Source organism: Azospirillum thermophilum (assembly GCF_003130795.1).
Lineage (GTDB): Bacteria > Pseudomonadota > Alphaproteobacteria > Azospirillales > Azospirillaceae > Azospirillum > Azospirillum thermophilum.
In genome coordinates, this window is record NZ_CP029353.1 from 538,609 (window position 1) to 561,756 (window position 23,148).

Below are 23,148 nucleotides of genomic sequence, written 5' to 3' on the forward strand. Positions count from 1 at the left end.
TAACCGGCCGCCCGGCGCTCTGACGGAGCGGCGGGCGGCTATTCCGCGGCGGCGCCGGCGGGTTCGTCGCCGGTGTAGTAGTCCGGCCAGTGCTTGCGGACGACGTCGCCGTCGCTGGCGAAGATATGGCACATGTTCAGGAGCACGGGACGCTCCCCGCCCGAGGGCTTGCGCCCTTCGGCCTTCGCCTTCTCCTCCTGGGCCCGGGCCAGGACCGGATAGATGGTCTGGAAGGCGGTGGTGGCCAGCGGCCCCAGAAGCTCCACCAGATGCGTGCAGCCCTTGGTGCCGCCCAGCAGCTCCTTGACCGCCCGCGTCCAGCCCGGACCGATGGGCAGCCCGACCAGCTTCTGGAAATTCGGCGTGATCGAGCCGCAGGTGCGGTAGGGGCTGTTGTCGGTGACCGCCACGATCTCCTTCACGGTCAGCCGGTCGTCCACCGTCAGCCGCAGCCACATCTCGTGCACGGGGTCGCCCGGCTCCAGCGTGCCGCGGTCGGCGACCTGGAAGGGATAGCTCTTGGTGTCGGTGAGGTGTCCCTCGATATCCCACAGACCGTCTGCGCGGCGGAAGCCCTCGCAGACCACCCGGCGGGTGTGGATGGGCTCGCGGTCGGCCGGCGGGGGCAGGGGCATCGGGATCTCGGTCGCACTGGTTGCCAGGATCAGCAACTATCGGCGGGGCATGCCAGAGGGTCAAGCAGCCCCGCCGCAATGCAGCGTTACCTATAGGTCAACCCAGCCGCCCCGGATCGAGGGGCCGGCTGCGCCGGTCACAGCGTGGCGCCGACCGAATAGTGGCTTCCGAAGATGAAGGCCTCGCGGTCGCGCAGCTCCTCCTCCAGATGGGCACGCACCACCGCCGAGAGGTCGCGGATGGAGACGATGCCCACCACCTCGTCCCTGTCGACCACCGGCAGATGGCGGTAATTGTGGCGGTCCATCAGCTCCATGGCGGAGAAGGCGGTGGCGGAGGGTTCCAGCGTGTCGGGCCCGCGGGTCATCACCTCGCCGAGGCGGGTGGCGGCGGGATCGCGTCCGGCGGCGACCACGCGGGCGGTCAGGTCGCGCTCGGTGAAGATGCCGGTCAGCCGGCGCCCCTCGGTCACGAGCACGGCGCCGATGCGCTTTTCCGCCATCAGGATGGCGGCGTCGCGGACGGTCGCGTCCGGCGGGAGGGTGGTCAGGTCCTGCTGCTTGACGACGTCGGGGATCAGCTTGCGGGTCGGCATTGGTCCTCCTTATCCATCGGTGCGGTGGAATGACGAAGGGGGGCGCGGCGCCTGTCGTTTAGTTGCGCAGGGCGCCGCCGCATTGCAATGCCGGGGCGGTGAACAATCCGCGTTATGAAACTTATTTAACCGATCAGCCGGCGAGCGACTCCGCCAGCACCTCGCGCACCGCCGCCGCATCGACGTCGCGCAGGGTGAAGGCCTGGCCGAGGCCGCGGACGAGGACGAAGGTGATGCGGCCGTCCTGCACCTTCTTGTCCTTGGCCATGGCGCGGACCAGCCAGTCGACGTCCCATGCCACGCCGGCCACGTCGGCGATCCGCACCGGCAGCCCGACCGCCTTCAGATGGGCGCGGGCGCGGGCGGCATCCTCCGCCGGGCAGAGGCCGAGCCGGACCGACAGGTCGAAGGCCAGCACCATGCCGATCGCCACCGCCTCGCCATGCAGCAGGGTCTGGCCGAAGCCGGTCGCCGCCTCCAGCGCGTGGCCGAAGGTGTGGCCGAGGTTGAGCAGGGCGCGGTCGCCGCTCTCCCGCTCGTCGACGCCGACGATGTCGGCCTTGGCGCGGCAGCTCACCGTCACGGCGTGGCGCCGGGCGGCGCTGTCGCCGTCCACCACGCGGGCGCCGTTCTCCTCCAGCCAGGAGAAGAAGTCGGGCAGCCGGATCAGGCCGTACTTCGCCACCTCGGCATAGCCGGCCAGAACCTCGCGCCTGGGCAGGGTATCCAGCGTGGCGGTGTCGGCGATCACCAGCTTCGGCTGGTGGAAGGCGCCGATCAGGTTCTTGCCGTGGCGGCTGTTGATGCCCGTCTTGCCGCCGACCGAGCTGTCCACCTGGGAGAGCAGGGTGGTCGGCACCTGGATGAAGTCGATGCCGCGCAGCGCGCTGGCCGCGGCGAAGCCGGTGATGTCGCCGATCACCCCGCCGCCGAGCGCCAGCAGCATGGTCGACCGCTCGATCCCGCGGCCGAGGATGCCGTCCATCAGGTCGGTGAAATGGGCGAAGTCCTTGGTCTTCTCCCCCGCCGGCAGCACGATGGCCGGGCTGGGCGCGATTCCCGCAGCGGACAGCGCACGCTCCAGTGTCGGCAGGTGGAGCGGGGCGACGTTCTCGTCGGTGACGACGATCGGGGCCTTGCCGCGGGTCAGGGCGGCGATGCGCGGTCCGGCCTCCGCCAGCACGCCGTCGCCGACCAGGATGTCGTAGCTGCGCGGGCCGAGGTCGAGGCGGACGATGTCGGGCGTGGCGGTCATCAGGGCTTCTCGGGCGAGGAGGTGGCGGTGTGGGGGGCGGAGCCGTGGGCGCCGTGATGGTGGCGCGACCGGTGGGGCAGGGCGACGCCGAAATGCGCCTCCAGCGCGTCGATCACCAGTTCCACCGTTGTGTCGGGCGGCCGTTCGTCGCTGATCACCGTCAGGTCGGCCTCGGCGTAGACGGGGTAGCGCAGTTCCATCAGCCGGGCGAGGATCTCGCGCGGGTCGCCCTGGTTCAGGATGGGGCGGTGGGTGCGCCGGGCCGTCCGCGCCACCAGCACGTCGAGCTCCGCCTTCAGCCATACCGACACGCCATGATCGCGGATGGCGGCGCGGGTCTCGGGATCCATGAAGGCGCCGCCGCCGGTCGCCAGCACATGCACCGGCTCGTCGCGCAGCAGGCGGGCGATGATGCGGCGTTCCACCGAGCGGAAGACCGTCTCGCCGTCGCGGGCGAAAATCTCGGCGATGGTGCAGCCGGCCGCCGCCTCGATCTCGGTGTCGGCGTCGCGGAAGGGCAGATGCAGCCGCGCGGCGAGCCGCCGGCCGATGGCGCTTTTCCCGGCCCCCATCAGTCCGACCAGGACCACGGAGCGGGGGATGATCGGCCGGGCGGAGGGTCCGGTCTCCGGCGGCGTGGCGGTGGCAGTCATCGATGCAAGCGGTCCTTCAAACCCCAGATCCTTCCCGAAACCTCAAGGCGGCGCCGCAGGCTTTGCCTTGGCCGGCGGGGCACGGGTTGCGTCCCCTGCCGTCCTGCGGCTAAAGTGGCGGCGCCCGCGATGGCGGCTGCCGGGCAACAGTCCGATGCTTTAGCAGAAAAGCGCACCCTTGTCCCAAGCCGCGGGGACGCCGGGTGTGTTAGGTCCCTCGCCCGCCCGATCCCGTACACAGAACACGTCTTGATGCCATGAGCCGGTTCCTCTCCGTCCTCGTCATTCTGCTGTTGCTCGTCATCGGCGGCGGTATGGCGTTCCTTGCCTCCTGGGACATGCCGGCTCCATCCAAGACGGTGGAGAAGGTCCTGCCGGATGAGCGCTTCCCGCGCTGACCGCGACCCCGCCGACCCGGCGCCCCTCCGTCCGGTTCTGGCCGTCCTTGCGCTGCCGCTGCTGGCCGGCGGTCTTGCGGTCGCCGTCCTGACGGACGGGCGGCCTGCCTTCGCGCAGGCGGCCGGCGGCCCGATCCGCCTCGTGCCGGCGCCGGCCACCCCGGCTCCCGACGCGTCCCCGATACCGGAGGTACCCGTCGCCGGGCCGCCGGCGGCACAGGACGCGCGTCCGCTGCCGTCGTCCGGCGTCCCTGGGGAAAGTGCCGCGGACGAGGCCAATCCCATCGTGAAGCGCCCGGCCGCCGTCCGGGCGGAGCCGCTGGGCGCGCCCGACCCCGACGGGGCCGGTCCGCTGACCGGCGCCCAGGGGATGGGGGACCAGCCCTGGCAGGGCGTCGCGCGGTCGGCCGTGCTCGATCTCGTCGCCGACCTGCCGGTTGCCACCCCCTCGCCCGCGGTCAAGACGCTGCAACGCCGCCTGCTGCTGAGCGCCGGTTCGCCCGCTGCGAAGCCGGAGGATCCGGCGCCGCCCCACGGCTTCGGCGCCCTGCGCGTCGCCAAGCTCGCCGCCATGGGCGATCCCCGCGGTGCCGCCGGGCTGGCCGCCCTGCTGCCGCAGGCGCTGGCCGACGAAGCGACGGCGCGTGCGCTGACGGATGCCGAGCTGCTGTCGGATGCCATCGACTGTCCGCGGGCGATCGAGCGGGGGAAGGCCTTCCAGGCGGCCTACTGGGTCAAGCTGGAGCTTCTGTGCCGGGCCCGCGGCGCCGACCGTGCCGCGGCCGGCGACCTGCTGCCGCGCCTGCGCGAGGTGGCGGAGCCGACCGACCCCTTCCTGCCCGTCGCCGAATCGCTGGCCGGCGGGGCGCCGCCCGCCGTGCGGACGCTGGCGGAGGCCGACGCGCTGACGCTGGCGGCCCTGCGGACCCTGCGCGTCGCCCTGCCGGCGGACAGCCTGTCGCTGACGGACCCCGCCCGCCTCGCCGCCGTCGCGGCCAGCGAGGCGACGGAGCCGGCCGTGCGCGCCACGGCGGGGGAACGGGCCGCCGCCTCCCTCTTCCTCGACGCCCGCGCCCTGACCGATATCTACCGGACCGTGCAGCCCAAGGGGGACGAGCTGCTGCGCATGGCCGACGTCGCCGCGCGCGACCGCTCCGCCCGCAGCCGGGCGCTGCTGCATCAGGCGATGCTCGGCACGATGGACGGCGGCCGCCGGGTGGCGCTCGCCCGGCTGGCGGTGGAGCTGGTGGAGCCGCCCCTGCTGTCCGGCCCGGTCGGCAACGCCGCCACCGCCCTGCTCGACACCGTATCGCCGACGCCCGATGCCGCCGCCCTGGCGCCGTCCGCGGCGCGGCTCTACTACGCGCTGGGCCGCGGCGACGTGGCGCGGCGCTGGCACGAGCTTGCCCTGCGCACCGGCCGCAGCGCCGACGTGGCTTGGCTGTGGCCGATGGGGGCCGTGCTGGGGCTGATGCGGCCGGACAGCCTCGCCGGCTGGCTGGACGAGGCGCTGCGCGGCGCCGACGACCCGGCGCGCGGACGGGTCGCAGGCCAGCTCGCCCTGCTGCAGGCGACCGGATTCCCGGTGCCGGAGGAGGCCTGGGTCAAGGCGACCGGCGCGGCGCCGCCGGCGGCACCCGACCGGCCGCCCACCGCCGACCCCGTGCTGTGGCAGCGCCTGACCGAGGCGTCGGCCGCCGGGCGGGTGGGGGAGACGGTGCTGGCCTCGCTCCTGCTGTTGGGAGAGGGCGGGCCGGCCGCCGCGGCGCCGCTGGTGACGGCACGGGTGGTCGCCGCCCTGCGCGGCATCGGGCTGGAGGCGGACGCCCGCGCGATCGCCCGCGAGGCCGCCGCCGTGCTGGCCGTACCTCCGGGAGCATGACGGCATGGGCGATCCGAAGATCGCGGCCGACCTGAAGAAGGCCGTGCCCGGCAAGGCCGAGGCGAAGCGCCGCGGCCGTCCGTGCAAGCCGCGCCCCGCGGCGGGGTCTCCCCATCTCGACGCCTTCCTCGACATGCTGACGGCGGAGCGGGGGGCGGCGCTGAACACGCGGCTCGCCTACGAGCGCGACCTGACCGACCTCGGCCTGTGGCTCGCCCAGCGCGGGCTGCCGCTGGAGCGGGCGGGGACGGAGGATCTGCGCGCCTATCTCGCCTTCCAGGGCAAGGCCGGCTTCCAGGACAAGGCCGACGGGCCGGGCAGGGCGGACGGGCAGGCCGCCCCGTCGCCCCGCACCGTCGCCCGCCGCCTGTCGGCGATGCGCCAGTTCTACCGCTTCCTGGTGTCGGAAGGTCGGCGCGCCGACGATCCGTCCTCGGCCCTCGACAGCCCCAAGCAGGGGCGCCCGCTGCCGAAGATCCTGACCGAGGCGGAGGTCGGCGCGATGATCGCCACCGCCCAGGCGCGCGGCGGGCCGGAAGGACTGCGGCTGGTGGCGCTGCTGGAGGTGCTCTACGCCACCGGCCTGCGCGTGTCGGAGCTGGTCGGGCTGCCGATGACCGCCATCCTGCGGGACGGGCGCGGCCTGATCGTCCGCGGCAAGGGCGGCAAGGAGCGGATGGTCCCGCTGTCCGAGCCGGCGACCGCGGCGCTCTTCGCCTATCTGCCGCACCGCAGCCATTTCCTGGTGCCGGGGCAGGAGGCGGCGCAGACGCCCTTCCTGTTCCCCTCGCGCAGCTCGTCCGACGGGCACCTGACGCGCCAGCGCTTCGCCCAGCTCCTCAAGGCGCTGGCGATCGAGTCGAACATCGACCCGGAGAAGGTCAGCCCGCACGTCCTGCGCCATGCCTTCGCCACCCATCTGCTCGACCATGGGGCAGACCTGCGCTCGGTCCAGAAGATGCTGGGCCATGCCGACATCGCCACCACCCAGATCTACACGCATGTGGTGTCGGAGCGGCTGCGGGCGGTGATGCACGACCATCACCCGCTGGCCCGCCGCGCGCCGGCGCGCTCGAAGGCGGAGTGACGCGCGCCTGCGCCTTTCGGCAGGCCTCCCTGTCCGGCATGCGACGTTAGGCCCTCCCTCCGCCGCGTTGGGGCGGTCCCGGAGGTTGTGCTATACGCTTGGGTCAACGACAGCACCGCGATCACGCGCGGCAGCAGGGGAGCGAGCGTATGGCCACCACAATCTCCGGTCTTGAAATCCTGGGTCCGATCAAGCCCGGCTACGAGGAGATCCTGACGCCGGAGGCGATGGCCTTCCTGGCGGAGCTGGAGGGCCGGTTCGGAGGCGAGCGCGAGCGGCTGCTCGGCGTCCGCGTCCAGCGCCAGGCGCTGCTCGACAGAGGCGAGAAGCCGGACTTCCTGCCGGAGACCGCGGCCATCCGGGCCGCCGACTGGACCATTGCGCCGCTGCCGCTGGACCTGCGCGACCGCCGGGTGGAGATCACCGGGCCGGTCGACCGCAAGATGGTGATCAACGCGCTGAACTCCGGCGCCAAGGTCTTCATGGCGGACTTCGAGGACGCCAACTGCCCCTCCTGGACCAACCAGATGGACGGGCAGATCAACCTGCGCGACGCGGTGCGCGGCACCATCACCTATGAGGAGCCGGCCAGCGGCAAGAAGTACCGGCTGAGCGACACGACCGCCGTTCTGAAGGTCCGCCCGCGCGGCTGGCACCTGGAGGAGAAGCACGTCCTGATGGAGGGGCGGCCGATCTCCGGCGGCCTGTTCGACTTCGGCCTCTACTTCTTCCACAATGCCAAGGCTCTGCTCGACAAGGGCTCGGGTCCCTACTTCTACCTGCCGAAGATGGAGAGCCACTTCGAGGCGCGGCTGTGGAACGAGGTGTTCACGGTGGCCGAGGAGTATGTCGGCCTGCCGCACGGCGTCATCCGGGCGACGGTGCTGATCGAGACGATCCTCGCCGCCTTCGAGATGGACGAGATCCTCTACGAGCTGCGCGACCATTCCGCCGGGCTGAACTGCGGCCGCTGGGACTACATCTTCAGCTTCATCAAGAAGTTCCGCAAGGACCCCGCCGCCGTGATGCCCGACCGGTCGGAGGTCACCATGGCGACGCATTTCCTGTCCTCCTACAGCCAGCTCGCCATCCGCACCTGCCACCGGCGCAACGCCCCGGCCATCGGCGGCATGGCGGCCTTCATCCCGGTCAAGAACGATCCGGCCGCCAACGAGGTCGCCTTCTCCCGCGTGCGGGCCGACAAGGAGCGCGAGGCCTCGAACGGCCATGACGGCACCTGGGTGGCGCATCCCGGCCTGGTGCCGGTGGCGATGGAGGTGTTCGACGCCTACATGCCCGGCCCCAACCAGATCGAGCGCAAGCGCACCGACGTGACGGTGACCGCCACCGACCTGCTGGCCGTGCCGCAGGGGCCGAAGACGGAGAAGGGGCTGCGCAACAACGTCGCGGTCGGCATCGGCTATATCGAGGCGTGGCTGCGCGGGCTCGGCTGCGTGCCGCTGTTCAACCTGATGGAGGATGCCGCCACGGCGGAGATCAGCCGCGCCCAGGTCTGGCAGTGGGTCCATACCGGCTCCGCCCTCGATGACGGCCAGCCGGTGACGATGGAACTGGTCGACCGGGTGATCGCGGAGGAGCTGGAGGGCTGGCGTGCCCGCGTCGGCGAGGCGGCCTACGCCGGCGGTCGCTATGCCGAGGCGGCGGCGCTGTTCCGCGACCTCGTCGGCCGTGAGGACTTCGTGGAGTTCCTGACCCTGCCCGCCTATGACCGGATCGTCGGGGAGGGGGCGTAGGCGCTCCCCGCCGCTGTCGCGCCTTCCCGAGGGGCCCGAACCCGAAGAGGCGGCGGTGAGGCGGGTTCGGCGGTCAGAACACCCGCCCCAGCCTCACCGTCAGCGGCCAGCGCACCGTCCGTTCCGCCTGCGGGTCGCCCCACAGCGGGGCCAGCGCCTCGGCCGCCGGCTCCAGCGGGTTGCGGCCGGTTGCCTGGATCGCCCGCTTCACCCCCGACCAGGTGCCGAGATAGCCGAGGAAGCGCGGCAGCGACCAGCGCGCCTCCATCGCCAGCGGCGGCACCGGCAGCGGGTCGAAGGGGAAGGGCAGGTCGCGGTAGCCGTTCACCACATGCCAGCGGTCGGCCGGCCAGTGGCTGCGCAGCGTGACGTCGTGCAACTCCCGCAGCAGCGAGTCGATGGCCGGGTCGCCGAACTGGTTGAGCCCATAGCTGACCAGCGCCACGGCCCCGCCCGGCCGGGCGGCTCGCCGCACCTCGGCGTAGAAGCGGTCGAGGTCGAACCAGTGGGCCGCCTGGGCGGCGACGATCAGGTCGCAGGAGCGGTCCTCCAGCCCGCCGGCCTCCGCCGGGGCGGCGGCATAGCGAATGTTGGGGTACGGTTCTGCCTCGGCGATCTGCCCGGCGCTGGCGTCGGTGGCGACCACCCGGGCGAAGTGACGCGCCAGCGCGACGGAGAGCTGTCCGTTGCCGCAGCCGACATCCCAGGCGAGGCCGCGGGAGGGGGCCGCCCCGGCCAGGAATGCCGGCAGCGCATCGGGATAATCCGGCCGCCAGGCGCGGTACTCGCCGGCATGTCCGGAAAAATGATCCTTGAAGCTCATGGTGAAGAAGGATACCTCCCGCACGGGCGGCGCGCCAGACCACCGCGATAAGCTGTGGCTTGCCCTGCCCGCCCGTGCTACGAACCCCGGTTCCCGCGTCGATCCCACCCGTGTCCGGCATGCAAACCTTCCTGGAATTCGAAAAGCCGATCGCCGAGCTTGAAGGCAAGATCGAGGAATTGCGCCATCTGACCAACGCCGGCGATCTGAACATCGCCGACGAGGTGTCGAAGCTGCAGACCAAGGTCGACAAGCTCCTCCGGCAGACCTACGCCAAGCTCACCCCCGCACAGAAGGTGCAGGTTGCGCGCCATCCCAACCGGCCGCACTGCCTGGACTACGTGAACGGGCTGATCGAGGACTTCACCCCGCTCGCCGGTGACCGCTTCTTCGCGGAAGACCGGGCGGTCATCGGCGGGCTCGGCCGGTTCCGCGGCCGGTCCGTCGTCGTGATCGGGCAGGAGAAGGGCCACGACACCGAGTCGCGCGTGCGCCACAACTTCGGCATGGCCAAGCCCGAGGGCTACCGCAAGGCCCAGCGCCTGATGGACCTGGCCGACCGGTTCGCCCTGCCGGTGATCTCGCTGGTCGACACCGCCGGCGCCTTCCCCGGCGTCCAGGCGGAGGAGCGCGGCCAGGCCGAGGCCATCGCCAAGAGCATCGAGCGCTGCCTGCGGCTGACCGTGCCGATGGTCGCCTCGGTGATCGGCGAGGGCGGCTCGGGCGGCGCCATCGCCATCGCGACGGCCGATCGCGTCCTGATGCTGGAGCACGCCATCTACTCCGTCATCTCGCCGGAGGGCTGCGCCTCGATCCTGTGGCGCAGCGCCGACATGGCGGGAGAGGCGGCCATCGCGCTCCGCCTGATCAGCCAGGACCTGAAGGAACTCGGCGTCATCGACCGCGTTGTCAGCGAGCCGATCGGCGGTGCGCACCGCGACCCGGAGATGACCGTCAAGGCGCTCGGCGACTGCATCGAGGAGTCGCTGCGCGAGCTGGACGGCCTCGACGGCGCCGCCCTGCGGGCCAAGCGCCGGGAGAAGTTCCTGGAGATGGGCCAGAAGGGGCTCGGCTGACGACCTGACGGAAGGAGAGGGATGCATGGCTGCCCGACGATCGACACTGGTGCGTTGGGCGGCCCTGCTGAATCTCGGGGCGGCCGCGGTGACGCTGGCCGCCTTTTTCATTCTCGCTTCCCTGGTCGCCGCGCCGGCCGGCATCGCCGACCCGGCGGCGCGGCTGGCCTTCTGGGCGCGGCTGGTCCTGTGGCCGGCGCTGGTGCTGGCGGCGATGGTCTTCGGGGTGATCGTCGCCCGCGGCCGGTCGCAGGCCTTCAACCCGATCGACGATGCGGAAACGCGCTTCCACCGCATCAGCCAGCGGGTGCTGAGCAACAGCGTCGAGCAGACGCTGATCTTCCTGCCGGCGCTGGCCGCCCTGGTGGTTCTGCTTCCCCTGCCGGATCTGGGGGCGGCGCGGGTGGCGACCGGGCTGTTCGTGCTCGGCCGCCTGCTGTTCTGGGCGGGCTACCTGGTCCACCCCTTCGCCCGCGCCCCCGGCATGGCGATGACGCTGTGCGTCAATCTTGCCGTACTGCTGTGGGCCCTGCTGCTGTCACTGGGGTAGAGGCGGTGCGCGGCGGGGGCTTGGTCGCCGGAGCGGCGCTGGCGACGAGGTCGAGCCAGCGGCGGTAGATCTCCGGCGGCAGCGGCTTGCGGTACTTGCGGCCGAGCCGGATGATCTCCGGCAGGGCCATCAGGATCTTCAGGTCGGTGGTGCGCGGCCCCTGGCGCAGGTTCTTCCAGCTGTTGCCGGCCCACACCCGCAGCAGCCGGCGCGGCATCATCCCTGCCGGGCAGCGGGCCAGTTCGCGGATCAGGTCGTTGCGGTGGTTGTAGAAGCGCTCCAGCCCCGGCTTGCGGCCCTTCATGCACTTGTCGTGGTAGATCATGATGTGGGGCAGGGCGATGATCCTCATCCCGGCGCCCATCAGCCGCAGGCAGCGGTCCTTCTCCTCGCCCTGGCGATAGAATTCTGGGATGTACAGGCCGATCCTGTCCACCGCGCTGCGCCGCAGGACATGGCCGCCGCCGGCATACCAGGGAACCTCGAAGGGCTCCTTGTTGCGCGGGTAGTAGATCATGCCGTCCGGCGTCTCGATGTTGCAGGTGGCGATGGCGACGTCGGGGTTGGCCTCCAGGAACTCCACGCAGCGGGCCAGCCCGTCGTCCCCCTCGAACCAGCTGTCGTCGTCCACCGACACGATGTAGTCGCCGGTGGTGTTCACGAAGCCCAGGTTGCGTGCCAGGATCAGCCCGGCATTGTGCGGCTGGCGGATGTAGCGGATCTGCGGGAAGCGGTCCGGCCCGAACTCCGTCCGCATCATCTGGTCGGTGCCGTCGGTCGAGCCGTCGTCCACCACCAGGATCTCCATCGGCGCCAGCGTCTGGGTCAGCAGGCGGTTGATGGCGGTGCGCAATTCCGGCGCCCGGTTGTAGGCGGCGATGACCGCACTGACGGTCGGCGTCCGCTTGGGCGTGGGAGAGGCGTTTTCGGGAGTAGGCGACATCACGGGCTCCGAACGATGTTTCGAGGGACCAGCTTCTGCGGGGCGACTCTCCGCGGGGCGCCGGGGCGCAGCGGGTCGTCTTCCAAAATTCCCCAGGCATGAAGAGCTCTGGTCAGCCCGATCCACAGCAGGATGGGCAGAAGCGAGAAGAAGCTGAACTTGACGATGGTGATGTTGCCGTCGCGGAACCACTGCAGCGACAGCGGCAGGAAGGCGCAGTAGAACAGCACGCCGTAGCGGTTCACGAACCCCTTGGTCCAGAACCAGCGGTGCAGCTTGCCCAGGATCAGGCCGACGACCGCCATGGTGACGATCAGCCCGAGCCACCCGCCGCTCATCCAGCCGTCGCCGGGCAGCGAGGTGGTGAGGTTGGCGAAATTGCCGAAGTCGTGGAGCTGCACCCACTTGATCGGCGCGCCGACCGGCTTGCCCGGCCACAGCACGCGGGGGATCGGCTCGGTGAAGAGCTGCAGGTACTGCGTGAAGTAGGTGTAGGTCGCCGACTGGCCCGGCACCACCCACAGGATGAAGGCGAGGAAGTCGAAGTTGGCCAGATCCTGGTTGGCCAGGGCGTCGATCATCCGGCCGCCGTCGTGGCTGGTCATCCGGAAGATGCTGGAGAAGGGCGCGTCGCCGGTGATCACGTCCTTCAGCGCGCCGCGGTTGTTGCCGAGCGTCGTGAAGATCGCCAGGACCGGCAGGCCGACGGCGACGTGCCACAGGCGGAACCAGCGGGTCCGCGTCCGGTACAGCATCAGCAGCACCAGCCCCAGGATGCCCATGATGATCGCCCAGCGCCCCCAGCCGAGATAGGCGCGGAAGCCGACGAAGGCGATGAAGGGGATGAAGGACAGCGGATGGAAGCGGCTGACCCAGATGATGCCCAGCGTCAGCGGCAGGCCCATCGAGTGGGCCTCGGCGATGTAGCCGGTGGTGTTGGTGTAGACCGGCTGACCCGTCATCGGGTCGCGTTCCATCTGGATGTCGCCGGTGCCGCTGAAGGCGTCGGCTCCCTGGCGCTGGATCGCCGAGTAGATGGCCAGCGGGGCGAGAAGCGCCGTGGTGATCAGGAAGGCGACGATGTCCGTGCGGTCGAAGCTGAAGGTCCGGGCTTTCGACAGGTCCGGCCTGACATGTCCCGCCGAGGCGCAGGCCAGCGAGAAGGCGATCAGCGCCACCGAACTGACGATCAGCGTGAAGACGAACTGCTGAGCGTCCGGCCAGTAGCCCATGAACAGCCAGGCATTGTCGAACCCGGCGCCATGGACCAGGATCGGCCGCATCACGAACACCAGGGAATGGAAGACCAGGTACAGCGTCAGCGGGTGGAACATCGAGGCGGTGCCGGTGCTGACGAACGCCACCGTCACCAGGATGACCACCAGGGTCTGCGCGATCAGCGCCATTTCGATCATGGCCGTATTCGTGCCTCGTCGGGTTGCGGCGACCCGGCCCGAACCGGTCGTCCGGCGGGCTCAGGCACTGCGCACCCTACACGCGGCGCGCGAGGGCCGCGGGGGTGCAGACGGCGTGCGCCGTTCGGGTGAGCGGGGCGGTCCCCCAAAGACGGCGGGGGCGTTACCGGAAGCAGTCCCGCCAGGAGCGCGGATGGTTCCGCACCCCGCCATCGGTGTGAAGGGCGCATCCGAAGCACCCCTTCCGCGGTTTTGAACCCGGCCGGGGCAATGCCGGTTTCGCTTCCGTGCTGAACGGAGGCGACATGGTCCGAGCGTATCTTTGCGTCCTGGCGGTGCTGCTGGCTGTCCTGGTCCTCCAGGCCCCGGCGGCGCTGGCGGCGGGGGAGAGCCATGTGTCGCCGCAGGGCGACGACCGCTGGTCGGGCCGCCTGCCGCAGCCGAACGCGGAGCGCAGCGACGGCCCCTTCGCCACGCTGGCCCGCGCGGTGGAGGCGGCGCGGCGCGGCGGGCCGAAGACCATCCTGCTGCGCGGCGGGGTCCATCGCCTGTCCGCCCCGGTCGTCCTGACGGCGGAGGACCAGGACCTGCGCATCGCCGCATATCCCGGCGAAAACCCGGTGCTGTCGGGCGGCGAGCCGGTCGGCGGCTTCACGGCGGAGCCCGGCGGCGTCTTCTCCGCCCCGCTGCCGCGCGAGCCGGGGCTGGACGTCGCGGTGGACGGGAGGCGGATGCGGGCGGCGCAGAGCGGCGCCTATGATCCGGCCGATCCGGTCCGCAGCGGCTGGATCGTCGCCCAGGCGGTGAAGGGGGGCGATGCGCGGCGGCTGCGGGTGGCTCCGGGAACGCTGCAGCCGGGATGGGCGGCCCCGGCCTTGCGGGTGCAGGCGCTGGACCGCGAGCGGCGGGGCGACGATCTCCTCGGCCTGTCGGCGATCCAGGCGAATGGCGTGGTGGTGTTCGACCGCGAGGGCCGGCAGCCCTTCCGCGACGGCTCCACCCTCCGGCTACTCGGCCATCCGGATTTCCTGAAGCATCCCGGCCAGTTCGCCTGGCGGGCGCGTGACAAGAGGCTGCTGCTGCGGCCAGAGGATGTGGAGAGCTTCCGGACCGGCGGCAGCGCGGTGGTGGCGCGGCTCAGCCCGCTGATCCGGGTGGAGGGTGCGCGCTGGATCACCATCGAGGGGCTTGGCTTCTCCGATGTGCCCCATGACGGGACGGCGGTCCTGCTGACCGGCGCCCGCGACGTCACCCTGCGCGGCAACCGCTTCTCGCTGGTCGGTACCGCGGTGACGCTGGAGAGCACCAGCGACAGCGAGATCTCGCGCAACCGGATGGAGCATCTCGGCACCAACGGGGTGGAGCTGCGGCCGGGCAGCAACGACAACCGCATCATCGCCAACAGCCTGGAGAGCATCGGCGAGGTGCGGCTGTCGGGTGCCGGCATAGCCATGGCCGGGGTGGAGCGGACGCTGGTCGCCCACAACGACATCCGGCAGGCGGCGCGCAACGCCATCGCGCTGAAGAACTGGAACAACGCCACCCGCTATCAGGACAACGTCATCGAGTACAACCGCATCCGCGACACGGCGCGGGAGACGGCGGACGCCGGGGCCATCGAGCTCCTCGGGCGCAGCGACCTGGATACCCGCACCCTCATCCGCTTCAACGACATCCGCGATACCGGCGGGCTCGCCACCGATGCCTCCGGCGCCTGGCTGGAACGCTACAAGGGCTACGGCATCTATCTCGACGAGCTGACCAACGGGGTCGCGATGGAGGGCAACCTTCTGCAGAACACCGGCATGGCCGCCGTCTGCATCCGTGGCGGCGACGGCAACCGGGTGACCAACAGCATCGTCGTCCTGACGGGGCCGCGCGACCGTTTCCTGCGTCTGGAGTGGGTGCCCAGGGCGGGGGTCGCGGGCTTCCTGCGCGGCAACGTCGCGGCGCGCAGCATCGTCCACGAGCGGGTGCCGGTCGACCAGATCGTCACCAGCCTGACCGGCGGCGAGCTTGCGCTGGAGCAGATCCTCATCGACCAGCGCAACAGCCGGGCGGCTCCGGCGCCATCGCCCGGCGAGGGCAGGCGGCGCGGCGGGCGGACCGTCCAGGGTGCGACGGCCGCGCCCAACCCGTACTTCATCGATCCTGCCCGCGACGATTTCCGGCTGCGCCCGGACTCCGCCGCCAGGCGCATCGGCTTCGTCGACCTGCCCTGGGACCGCATCGGCCCGGAGGGCGTGCGCTGAGCGGATGCGGTCTGCGACATTGGATGCGGCAAGAACAGACAAATTGCTGCGAGTCGTGACGCATCGCAGTGCGACAAACTGCCCGACCTCGGGCATTGACTAAAATTAATTACGTGACGAAACTAAGCTTTAACGGATAAGCATAGATGTTCGCGGCAGAGAGTTTCCGCAGAGGACTATGCCATATGTCCAGTATTATTACTGGATCGATGCATAAAATTTCGCGCACGTAGCAATTTTGTTTCAGACTTATAATTTGCGAAGTCAGGCGACCCCGATCCATGGATCGGGGCCGACCGGCGGCCTCATGCCTTGGGCAGGGCCAAGCCGGGTGGCACCAGGAATCGAAGAGCAAACGCAAGCAGAGAACACGGGAGTCGTGGGGGATGAGGGGGCGCCGCGCCGGGACTGGGCCGGGAACCTGCATCCTTCCTTCCGCCGCCGTGCCGAAAGAAGGGGAACTGTCATGAAGCTGCATCAGGTGCGGATCAGAACACGTCTTTGGGGGCTGGTTCTGATGATCGGTCTCGGCATCGCCGCCATCGCGGTGTTCGCCGCCTATACGATCCGCCAGGAACTGGTCGACGGGCGCGAGCTGATGCTCCGCTCGGTGGTCGATACCGCCTACGGGGTGGTCGAGCGGTACCATGACGACGTCGCCGCCGGCCGCCTGACCCGCGAGGAGGCGACCGAGGAGATGCGCAAGTCGATCAACAAGATCCGCTTCTACGGCCGCGAATACGTCTTCCTGTTCGGCATGGACGGTGTCGGGCTGGTCCATCCGGCGCGGCCCGACCTGGTCGGCAAGAACTCCTGGGACATCAAGGATTCCAACGGCGTCTACATCATCCGCAGCTTTGCCGAGCAGCTCCGCCAGGGCGACTATGCCCGGCTGCACTATTACTATCCCAAGAAGGCCGATACGGAGCCGCTGCCGAAGCTCGGCATGGCCCGCATCTTCAAGCCCTGGGACGTGATGATCAACGCGTCGGTGTTCATGGACGACATCGACCAGGAGTTCAACGCGGTGATCGCCAAGTTCTTCGGCGGCGCCATCCTGCTTCTGCTGGCCTGTTCCGCCGCGGCGGTGCTGATCGGCCGCAGCATCGAGAAGCCGATCGCCGCGCTCAGCGCGAAGATGAGCGCGCTCAGCGCCGGCGACCTGTCCGATCCCATCGCGGAGGCCGACCGCGGCGACGAGATCGGCGTGATGGGCAAGGCCGTTCGCGTCTTCAAGGAGAATGCCGAGGCCAAGCTGCGGCTCGAAGCCCAGCAGGCGGAGGCCGAGCGGCAGGCCAGGGAGGAGAAGCAGCGCGTCATGCACCAGCTCGCCAGCAGCTTCGAGCAGTCGGTCGGCGGCCTGATCCGCACGCTCGGCACCGAGTCGCTGCGGATGCAGGAGCAGGCGCGCGCCATGGCCGACGCCGCCAACCGCACCGACCAGCTCGCCACCGCCGTGGCCGGGGCGACGGAGGAGACCTCCTCCAACGTGCAGACCGTGGCGTCCGCCTCGGAGGAGCTGTCGACCTCGGTCGGCGAGATCGGCTCGCAGATCAACAGCGCCCGCAACACGGCGACCGAAGCGGTCACCCTGGCCCAACGTGCCGACACCAAGATCGGCGGGCTCGCCCAGGCGGTCGAGAAGATCGGCGCCGTGGTGGAGCTGATCAACTCCATCGCCGGCCAGACCAACCTGCTCGCGCTGAACGCCACCATCGAGGCGGCGCGCGCCGGGGAGGCCGGCAAGGGCTTCGCCGTCGTGGCAAGCGAGGTGAAGGCGCTCGCCACCCAGACCGCCCGCGCCACCGACGAGATCGCCGGTCAGGTCGCCGGCATCCAGACCGCGACCGGCGAGGCGGTGCAGGAGATCCAGGCGGTTGCCAAGGTGATCGAGCGGGTGAACGACATCGCGGTGGCGGTGGCCGCGGCGATCGAGGAGCAGGGGGCGGCGACCCGCGAGATCGCCCGCAACATCCAGCAGGCGGCGCTCGGCACCCAGGACGTGTCGCGCAACATCGCCGGGGTCACCGAGGCGGCCGACCAGAGCGGCCGGGCTGCCGACGACCTGCTGACCCGCGTGCAGACGGTGGCGGAGCAGACCGGCACGCTGAGCAGCGAGGTCGACCGCTTCCTCGCCGTCGTCCGCGCGGCCTGAGGACCGGGAGCGTCAGCCCGACTCGTCGGCCCGCCCGTCAGCCGACCGCGCGCCGTTTCGGACGGAGCGCGGCGGCCGGGGTGGGCAGCGGGCCGGCGATGCGGTCGAGCACCGCTTCGAAGCCGGCCTCCGCCGCCTCGTGGGCGACGCGGGCGCGGGTCAGCGCCTGCTCCGCCGCCATCGCCAGGGCGTCGCGGTCGGTCGCCCAGCGCGTCAGCACCGGCAGCGCCGCCTTGACGAAGTCCGACCCTTGCGGGACGAGGCCGCCGCGCGGGATGTCGCTGCCGATGCAGCCGCGGTCATAGGCCAGCACCGGCACGCCGGCGGCCATCGCCTCGAACAGCACCAGCGGCTGCGCCTCGTTCCGGTAGCGGGTCGGGAAGACGAAGACGTCGATGTCGCGGTAGAAGGCCTCCTTGTCCGCACCGCCCACCGGACCGCGATAGTCCACCGTGCCGTCGAAGGCGATCAGGCCGCCGGCGATCTGGGCATTGTCCCCCTGCTTCAGGCCGGGGCCGGCCAGCACCAGCTTCGCGTCGATCCCCTCCACCTGCAGGGCGCGCAGCAGGGTGAAGACGGTGTCCAGCCCCTTGTCGTCGCACAGGTTCGACAGGTGGCCGATGCGCAGCGGCCCGTCGACGGACGGGCGGGGCTGCGCGGCCGGCGGGGTGAAGATGGCGTTGGACATGGTCATGCAGGTCCGCGCCGCCGGATAGGTCTTCTGGAAGCGCATCTGCATGGCCGGGCAGAGCATCACATGGGTGCAGTCCGGCCCCGCCACCTGGGTCAGCAGGCGCATCCGCCAGGTCGGCCGGGTGATGGTGGCGAAGGAATGATGGTGCAGCACCCGCTCGTAGCCGAACAGCCGGGCGGTGCCGGCGATGGCGGCGGTATAGAGCGTGCCCCAGCCGGCATCGACCGGCATGTAGAGCCGGCGGTCCCGCTGCGCCTCCCCGCCGGACAGCCGTCCGGAGGCGATGCGGCCCATGGTGGACAGGACCTTCATCGCCTTCAGGACGTGGTAGCGCAGTCCGCCGCCGTTCCAGCCCGGCGACAGGTCCGCCACCTCGACGATGCTGGTCCCGCGCTCGCGCAGGCGGTCCAGCACGAGGGCGGTCACCCGGCTCATGCCGTCCGTCGGGGGCGGCAGCCGGCCGGAGACCAGGACGTGCGGCGGCAGGGTTCGGCGTTCCATCATCACCCCTCGCTTCCCCGCAGCACCGCGCCGCCGGCGGCATCGCCGGCCGGCACCGGGCGGGCACCCAGCGACGCCAGCGCCTTCTCCACCGCCTCGGCGAAGAAATCGGCATCGGCCAGCGCCTGGAACGGCCGTCCGTTGAGGCTGAGCCGGCGCCACTCCGCCTCGTCCCCCGCCACCGACAGCATATGGCGGGCGAGCCCCTCGGGATTGTCCGGCTCCACGATGTGGCCGTTCAGCCCGCTGCGGATCAGCACGTCGCGGGCGCCGCACTGGTCGGACAGGATGGTCGGCACGCCCATCGCCAGCGCCTCGTTCACCACCAGCCCGAACTGCTCCTCGACGGACGGCAGCAGCAGGCAGAGGGTGGAGCCCAGCGTCTGCGCGATGCCGTCCGCCTGCAGGAAGCCGCGGAAGATGATCTTGCCGTCCAGCCCGCGCTTGGTCACCTCGGCCCGCAGCTCGGCCTCCAGCGGGCCGGAGCCGCAGAGGTGCAGCGGCCGCGCCGTCTCGCCGGCCAGCTTCCGGTAGGTGTCGTAGGCCTCCACCGCGCGGAAGAGGTTCTTCTTCGGCACGAAGCGGGCGATGATCGTGAAGTGGCGCTCGGCGAAGGGCACGCCGCCCGGCGCCGGCTCCATTCCCGACAGGCGGCGGATGCGGTCGAGCGACAGCGTGTCGTAGCCGATGAACAGCCGGTCCTTGGGCAGGCCGAGCAGGCGGAAATAGTCCACCGTCCGGTTGCTGCCGCCGATCGCCGCCTGGTAGGGCGCGTAGAAGACGCTCTTCACCATCTCGCGCCACAGGACGCGCGGCTTGTCGTCGAACTTCGAGGCGTTCATGTTGATCACCTTGCGGCCGAGCAGCCGCATGGTGATCGCCAGCCCGAAGACGTCCGGATCCTCGTAATGGCAGAGGAAGACGTAGCGCGCATTGACGGACCGGCAGGCGCGCAGCAGCGCCCGGTAGACGGTCAGGCTGGAGAAGTCCGACTTCGATTTGCCGGGGAACAGGGTGATCTTGCGGAAATTCTGGCCGGACCCGGTCGAGTCCCAGGCGTAGGTGTGCGACTTCGATCCCACTTCCAGCCCGACCACGTCATAGAGGTGGCCAAGCCGCCGGCCGACCGCCTCCAGCCGGTCCATGTGGTAGGGCCCGAACATCTCCCAACTGAAGACGAGCGTCGGCTTGGCGTTCGCATCCGTCATCCACGGTCTCCGACAAGCAGTTTGGCGTAACGGTCGAGCGCGACCTGCCGACTGGCGTTCTCCTCGACCCAGGTCCGGCCACGGCGGCCCATCGCGATGCGGCGGTCGGGATCGTTCAGCAGCGACGCCACCGCCTCGGCCATCGCGCGCGGCTCGTCCGGCGGGGTGGTGAGGAAGGCGCCGATCTGCCCTTCCAGCACGGAGAGCGCCGAGCCGGGCAGGCAGGTGGCGACGAAGGGGCGGCCCGACGACAGGATGGTGACCGCCTTGCCGGGCATGGCGAAGGCGGCCCCCTCCGGCCGCTGCGGGACGAGATGCACGTCGCCCTCGGCCATCGCCTCGTTCAGCTTCTCCTTGGGCGCCAGCGGGCTGAACTGCACGTTGGCGAGGCCCATCTCGCGGGTCTTGGCCTTCAGCTCCTCCTCGATGCCGCCCTGGCCGCGCAGCAGCACGCGGGCCTCGGGCGCCAGCCCGCGCAGGTGGGCGGCCATGTCCAGAACCTGGTCCAGCCCCTGCTTGCGCGCGAAGGCGCCGCTGTAGAGGACGGTCGGCGGCTGGCCGTCCGGGCGGGGCAGGGGATGCACGGCGTCGGCGTCGACATGCGGCGGGATCACCGTGATGGGGCGGGTGACCCCCAGCTCGCGCAGCACCTCGCGCATCGGCTCCGACAGCACCACGATGCCGTCGGCACGGTTCAGCGCCGTGCGCTCGATGGCGCGGATGGCCTTGAGCGCCGCACCGCCGCCCATGCCGAGCGCTCCCGCCAGTCCCGACTGGATGTCGTGGACGATGGCGATGTGGCGCCCGCCGGGAGCCCGGAAGCGGTCGGCCATCGCGACGCTGAAGATGGAGGGGCAGAGCGACAGGACGGCGGCATGCCGGCTCACCCGGCCGCGCATCAGCGCGGCGGCGAAGCCCGCATGCAGCACCCCTTCATGGATCAGCCGCGCCTTCATCCCGCCGCCGGCCGGCGGGATGGTCGGCAGCCGCTCGATCGTCACGCCGGCGACGACGGTGCGGTCCTGGTTGCCGTCGGCGTAGCCGTCATAGACCTTGGCCCCGGGATAGTTGGGGCGGGCGGTCAGCACGGTCGTCTCCGTCCCCGCCGCCGCGAAGGCGGTGGCGAGGTCGGTCATCATCGGGGCGCTTCCCGCCGGTTCCGGCCAGTAGCTCTGCGCCACCAGCAGGACGCGCGGCGGCAGGGCGGACGGCCGTGCGGCGGGTCCGTCCGGCCGCCGCACGGCGAAGCTGTCGTCCGGCATCACCGTTACTCCGCCGCCTGCGTCGACCGGGCGGGCGTCTCCGGCGCCGTCCTGGCGCCGTTCGCCAGGAACCACTCGTAGGAGCGGCGCACCCCCTCCTCCAGCGAGACCTTCGGCCGCCAGCCGGTGGCGAACAGACGCGACACGTCCATCAGCTTGCGCGGGTGGCCGTCGGGCTTGCTCAGGTCGTGGGTCAGCGCCCCCTCGTAGCCGACCGTCCCGCGGATCAGGTTGGCGAGGTCGGCGATGGCGATGTCCTCGCCGGGACCGACGTTGATGATGTCCTCGCCGTCATAGCTGTCCATCAGGTGCAGGCAGGCGTCGGCGAGGTCGTCGATGTAGAGGAACTCGCGCCGCGGCGTGCCGGTGCCCCACAGGGTGACCGACGGCTGACCGTCGATCCTGGCATCGTGGAAGCGCCGGATCAGGCCGGGCAGGACGTGCGAGTTCTCCGGCTCGTAATGGTCGCCGGGGCCGTAGAGGTTCGACGGCATCGCGCTGATGGCGTTGAAGCCGTACTGGCGCCGGTAGGCCTGGCACATGGTGATGCCGGCGATCTTGGCGATCGCGTAGGGCTTGTTCGACGGCTCCATGGCGCCGGTCAGCAGGGCCTCCTCCTTCACCGGCTGTTCGGCGAACTTCGGATAGAGGCATGAGGAGCCGAGGAACAGGAGCTTCTTCACTCCGCTGCGCCAGGCGGCGTCGATGACGTTCGTCTGGATCAGCAGGTTGTCGCGGATGAAGTCGGCGCTGAAGCGCTCGTTCGCCAGGATGCCGCCGACCTTGGCGGCGGCAAGGAAGACGTACTCGATCTTCTCGCGGTCGAAGAAGCTCCTGACCGCCGCCTGGTCGGTGAGGTCGAGCTGCGAGCGGTCGCGCAGGACGAGGTCGGTGCAGCCCGCCTCCGCCAGCCTGCGCAGGATGGCCGACCCGGCAAGGCCCCGGTGGCCGGCGACGAAGATACGGCTGTTGCGGTCCATGGGCTCCATCTCCCTTTTCCTCGCTGCCTTACTCTGCCGCCTGGCCGACCGGGCCGGCCGCGACCGACCGGGTGCGGGCGGCGTACCAGTCGACGACGCCCGGCAGGCCCTGGGCCAGCGGGATGCGCGGGGTGAAGCCCAGCGCGGTCAGGCGGCTGATGTCGGGGCAGCGGCGGTCGGTGCCGCCGGGAGCCGGCGGGCCTGCCAACACCTCGGCCTCGCGGCCGAGGCAGGCGACCGTCTGCCGGGCCAGCTCGGCGATCGAGACCTCCTCCGGGTTGCCGACATGGTAGATGCCGAGATGCTCGCCCCGCTCCACCACCGTCACGATGCCGTCGATGGCGTCGTCGATGTGGACGAAGGCGCGGGTCTGGCTGCCGTCGCCCTGGATGGGGAAGGGCACGAGGCCGGTCGGCGCCAGGTCGACGGCGGCGACGGCGCGGCGCACGAACTCCGGCACCACATGCTCCCAGCCCATGTCGGGGCCGTAGACGTTGTGCGGACGGAAGATCGCGACGCGGTCGAAGCCGGTGCGGCCCCAGTTGACCGCCAGCAGCTCGGAGATCAGCTTGGAGCCGCCGTAGCTGTAGCGGGCGTTCAGCACGTCCGGCACGACCAGCGGGACGTCCTCCGGGGTCGGGATCGCCGGCGGGGTCTGGTAGGCCTCGGAGGAGGAGGCGACGACGAGGTTGCCGACGCCGTTGGCGCGGCAGGCGTCCAGCACGTTCAGCATGCCGCGCACGCCGACGTCCAGCACCACCTCGGGCTTCTCGTAGAAGTGCTTGGTGCCGTTGACGGCGGCGAGGTGGAGGACGCTGTCGACCCCCTTCACGGCCTTCGACACGGCGTCGGCGTCGCGGATGTCGCCCTGGACGAACTCCACGGCCTCCAGCACGTCATGCAGACGGCCGGTGTGGCCGCGCGAGTTGTCGTCGAGCACGCGCACCTTGTGGCCGTCGCGCACCAGGCGACGCACCAGGGCCGCGCCGATGAACCCGCTGCCGCCCGTGACGAGATAGTGAGTCATAA

Annotated in this window: 20 protein-coding genes; 8 read left to right on the forward strand and 12 right to left on the reverse strand. The window is 70.9% G+C overall.

Going from position 1 to position 23,148, the window contains the following annotated elements:
• Positions 1 to 38: 38 nt before the first annotated feature.
• The 4 genes from DEW08_RS08665 to DEW08_RS08680 form a co-directional block, all read right to left on the reverse strand.
• Positions 39 to 635, reverse strand: coding sequence for a DUF2889 domain-containing protein (locus DEW08_RS08665; protein WP_109329666.1), 597 nt, complete (start codon positions 633 to 635; stop codon positions 39 to 41).
• 137 nt (positions 636 to 772) lie between these two features.
• Positions 773 to 1,231 carry a CBS domain-containing protein gene (locus DEW08_RS08670; protein ID WP_109326253.1) on the reverse strand — a complete coding sequence of 153 codons (459 nt, stop codon included), beginning with the start codon at positions 1,229 to 1,231 and terminating at the stop codon, positions 773 to 775.
• Positions 1,232 to 1,364: 133 nt separating this feature from the next.
• A complete protein-coding gene (gene aroB, locus DEW08_RS08675; protein ID WP_109326254.1) occupies positions 1,365 to 2,486 on the reverse strand; it encodes a 3-dehydroquinate synthase in 1,122 nt (373 codons plus the stop codon).
• The gene (locus tag DEW08_RS08680; RefSeq protein WP_245986509.1) at positions 2,486 to 3,139 is read right to left on the reverse strand and encodes a shikimate kinase; all 654 of its coding nucleotides are present in this window, start codon (positions 3,137 to 3,139) and stop codon (positions 2,486 to 2,488) included. Before DEW08_RS08680 ends, aroB begins: the two co-directional genes overlap by 1 nt.
• Before the next feature lie 257 nt (positions 3,140 to 3,396).
• Here DEW08_RS08680 and DEW08_RS31115 point away from each other — a divergent pair, with 257 nt between their 5' ends.
• From DEW08_RS31115 to aceB, 4 genes are all read left to right on the forward strand, one after another.
• The gene (locus DEW08_RS31115) at positions 3,397 to 3,537 is read left to right on the forward strand and encodes a hypothetical protein (RefSeq protein ID WP_168220325.1); all 141 of its coding nucleotides are present in this window, start codon (positions 3,397 to 3,399) and stop codon (positions 3,535 to 3,537) included.
• Positions 3,518 to 5,419 (forward strand): hypothetical protein, encoded by a 1,902-nt coding sequence (locus tag DEW08_RS08685; protein WP_109326257.1) that lies wholly within the window; start codon positions 3,518 to 3,520, stop codon positions 5,417 to 5,419. The genes DEW08_RS31115 and DEW08_RS08685 overlap by 20 nt, the downstream gene beginning before the upstream one ends.
• 4 nt (positions 5,420 to 5,423) lie before the next feature.
• Positions 5,424 to 6,506, forward strand: a complete 1,083-nt coding sequence (locus tag DEW08_RS08690) for a site-specific tyrosine recombinase XerD (protein WP_109326258.1) — start codon at positions 5,424 to 5,426, stop codon at positions 6,504 to 6,506.
• Positions 6,507 to 6,655: 149 nt separating this feature from the next.
• Complete coding sequence (gene aceB / locus DEW08_RS08695) at positions 6,656 to 8,260, forward strand: malate synthase A (RefSeq protein ID WP_109326259.1); 1,605 nt, start codon at positions 6,656 to 6,658, stop codon at positions 8,258 to 8,260.
• Between the two features lie 73 nt (positions 8,261 to 8,333).
• On the opposite strand, the gene DEW08_RS08700 is transcribed toward aceB, so the two are convergent.
• The gene (locus DEW08_RS08700; RefSeq protein WP_109326262.1) at positions 8,334 to 9,083 is read right to left on the reverse strand and encodes a class I SAM-dependent methyltransferase; all 750 of its coding nucleotides are present in this window, start codon (positions 9,081 to 9,083) and stop codon (positions 8,334 to 8,336) included.
• Between the two features lie 119 nt (positions 9,084 to 9,202).
• Between DEW08_RS08700 and DEW08_RS08705 the strand changes: the two genes are divergently transcribed.
• Together DEW08_RS08705 and DEW08_RS08710 are read left to right on the forward strand one after the other, a co-directional pair.
• Positions 9,203 to 10,159, forward strand: coding sequence for an acetyl-CoA carboxylase carboxyltransferase subunit alpha (locus tag DEW08_RS08705; protein ID WP_109329668.1), 957 nt, complete (start codon positions 9,203 to 9,205; stop codon positions 10,157 to 10,159).
• A gap of 25 nt (positions 10,160 to 10,184) precedes the next feature.
• Positions 10,185 to 10,709, forward strand: a complete 525-nt coding sequence (locus tag DEW08_RS08710) for an MAPEG family protein (protein ID WP_109326263.1) — start codon at positions 10,185 to 10,187, stop codon at positions 10,707 to 10,709.
• Here the strand turns inward: DEW08_RS08710 and DEW08_RS08715 are convergent.
• The gene (locus tag DEW08_RS08715; protein ID WP_109326264.1) at positions 10,663 to 11,652 is read right to left on the reverse strand and encodes a glycosyltransferase family 2 protein; all 990 of its coding nucleotides are present in this window, start codon (positions 11,650 to 11,652) and stop codon (positions 10,663 to 10,665) included. The genes DEW08_RS08710 and DEW08_RS08715 overlap by 47 nt on opposite strands.
• Positions 11,652 to 13,067, reverse strand: coding sequence for an O-antigen polymerase (locus tag DEW08_RS08720; RefSeq protein ID WP_245986511.1), 1,416 nt, complete (start codon positions 13,065 to 13,067; stop codon positions 11,652 to 11,654). Before DEW08_RS08720 ends, DEW08_RS08715 begins: the two co-directional genes overlap by 1 nt.
• Before the next feature lie 305 nt (positions 13,068 to 13,372).
• On the opposite strand from DEW08_RS08720, the gene DEW08_RS08725 reads away from it, so the two are divergent.
• Both DEW08_RS08725 and DEW08_RS08730 read left to right on the forward strand, forming a co-directional pair.
• Positions 13,373 to 15,319, forward strand: a complete 1,947-nt coding sequence (locus tag DEW08_RS08725; protein ID WP_109326266.1) for a right-handed parallel beta-helix repeat-containing protein — start codon at positions 13,373 to 13,375, stop codon at positions 15,317 to 15,319.
• 466 nt (positions 15,320 to 15,785) lie between these two features.
• Positions 15,786 to 17,474 (forward strand): methyl-accepting chemotaxis protein, encoded by a 1,689-nt coding sequence (locus DEW08_RS08730; RefSeq protein ID WP_245986513.1) that lies wholly within the window; start codon positions 15,786 to 15,788, stop codon positions 17,472 to 17,474.
• A 37-nt stretch (positions 17,475 to 17,511) separates the two neighbouring features.
• On the opposite strand, the gene DEW08_RS08735 is transcribed toward DEW08_RS08730, so the two are convergent.
• From DEW08_RS08735 to DEW08_RS08755, 5 genes are read right to left on the reverse strand one after another with little or no spacing between them, the layout of a single operon-like run.
• On the reverse strand, positions 17,512 to 18,672 hold the full coding sequence (locus DEW08_RS08735) for a glycosyltransferase family 4 protein (RefSeq protein WP_245986515.1): 1,161 nt from the start codon (positions 18,670 to 18,672) through the stop codon (positions 17,512 to 17,514).
• Positions 18,672 to 19,877, reverse strand: coding sequence for a glycosyltransferase family 4 protein (locus tag DEW08_RS08740; RefSeq protein WP_109326267.1), 1,206 nt, complete (start codon positions 19,875 to 19,877; stop codon positions 18,672 to 18,674). Before DEW08_RS08740 ends, DEW08_RS08735 begins: the two co-directional genes overlap by 1 nt.
• Positions 19,874 to 21,139, reverse strand: a complete 1,266-nt coding sequence (locus tag DEW08_RS08745) for a glycosyltransferase family 4 protein (protein ID WP_109326268.1) — start codon at positions 21,137 to 21,139, stop codon at positions 19,874 to 19,876. Before DEW08_RS08745 ends, DEW08_RS08740 begins: the two co-directional genes overlap by 4 nt.
• A 5-nt stretch (positions 21,140 to 21,144) precedes the next feature.
• Positions 21,145 to 22,119, reverse strand: a complete 975-nt coding sequence (locus DEW08_RS08750) for a GDP-L-fucose synthase family protein (protein WP_109329674.1) — start codon at positions 22,117 to 22,119, stop codon at positions 21,145 to 21,147.
• A gap of 28 nt (positions 22,120 to 22,147) precedes the next feature.
• Positions 22,148 to 23,146, reverse strand: a complete 999-nt coding sequence (locus DEW08_RS08755; RefSeq protein WP_109326269.1) for an NAD-dependent epimerase/dehydratase family protein — start codon at positions 23,144 to 23,146, stop codon at positions 22,148 to 22,150.
• Between the last annotated feature and the right edge of the window lie 2 nt (positions 23,147 to 23,148).

Excerpts from the sequence above, each read along its gene's own strand:
- DEW08_RS08665 (WP_109329666.1), bottom strand. The coding sequence starts at position 635 with ATGCCCCTGCCCCCGCCGGCCGACCGCGAGCCCATCCACACCCGCCGG.
- DEW08_RS08670 (WP_109326253.1), bottom strand. The coding sequence starts at position 1,231 with ATGCCGACCCGCAAGCTGATCCCCGACGTCGTCAAGCAGCAGGACCTG.
- aroB (WP_109326254.1), bottom strand. The coding sequence starts at position 2,486 with ATGACCGCCACGCCCGACATCGTCCGCCTCGACCTCGGCCCGCGCAGC.
- DEW08_RS08680 (WP_245986509.1), bottom strand. The coding sequence starts at position 3,139 with ATGACTGCCACCGCCACGCCGCCGGAGACCGGACCCTCCGCCCGGCCG.
- DEW08_RS31115 (WP_168220325.1), top strand. The coding sequence starts at position 3,397 with ATGAGCCGGTTCCTCTCCGTCCTCGTCATTCTGCTGTTGCTCGTCATC.
- DEW08_RS08685 (WP_109326257.1), top strand. The coding sequence starts at position 3,518 with ATGAGCGCTTCCCGCGCTGACCGCGACCCCGCCGACCCGGCGCCCCTC.
- DEW08_RS08690 (WP_109326258.1), top strand. The coding sequence starts at position 5,424 with ATGGGCGATCCGAAGATCGCGGCCGACCTGAAGAAGGCCGTGCCCGGC.
- aceB (WP_109326259.1), top strand. The coding sequence starts at position 6,656 with ATGGCCACCACAATCTCCGGTCTTGAAATCCTGGGTCCGATCAAGCCC.
- DEW08_RS08700 (WP_109326262.1), bottom strand. The coding sequence starts at position 9,083 with ATGAGCTTCAAGGATCATTTTTCCGGACATGCCGGCGAGTACCGCGCC.
- DEW08_RS08705 (WP_109329668.1), top strand. The coding sequence starts at position 9,203 with ATGCAAACCTTCCTGGAATTCGAAAAGCCGATCGCCGAGCTTGAAGGC.
- DEW08_RS08710 (WP_109326263.1), top strand. The coding sequence starts at position 10,185 with ATGGCTGCCCGACGATCGACACTGGTGCGTTGGGCGGCCCTGCTGAAT.
- DEW08_RS08715 (WP_109326264.1), bottom strand. The coding sequence starts at position 11,652 with ATGTCGCCTACTCCCGAAAACGCCTCTCCCACGCCCAAGCGGACGCCG.
- DEW08_RS08720 (WP_245986511.1), bottom strand. The coding sequence starts at position 13,067 with ATGATCGAAATGGCGCTGATCGCGCAGACCCTGGTGGTCATCCTGGTG.
- DEW08_RS08725 (WP_109326266.1), top strand. The coding sequence starts at position 13,373 with ATGGTCCGAGCGTATCTTTGCGTCCTGGCGGTGCTGCTGGCTGTCCTG.
- DEW08_RS08730 (WP_245986513.1), top strand. The coding sequence starts at position 15,786 with ATGAAGCTGCATCAGGTGCGGATCAGAACACGTCTTTGGGGGCTGGTT.
- DEW08_RS08735 (WP_245986515.1), bottom strand. The coding sequence starts at position 18,672 with ATGATGGAACGCCGAACCCTGCCGCCGCACGTCCTGGTCTCCGGCCGG.
- DEW08_RS08740 (WP_109326267.1), bottom strand. The coding sequence starts at position 19,877 with ATGACGGATGCGAACGCCAAGCCGACGCTCGTCTTCAGTTGGGAGATG.
- DEW08_RS08745 (WP_109326268.1), bottom strand. The coding sequence starts at position 21,139 with ATGCCGGACGACAGCTTCGCCGTGCGGCGGCCGGACGGACCCGCCGCA.
- DEW08_RS08750 (WP_109329674.1), bottom strand. The coding sequence starts at position 22,119 with ATGGACCGCAACAGCCGTATCTTCGTCGCCGGCCACCGGGGCCTTGCC.
- DEW08_RS08755 (WP_109326269.1), bottom strand. The coding sequence starts at position 23,146 with ATGACTCACTATCTCGTCACGGGCGGCAGCGGGTTCATCGGCGCGGCC.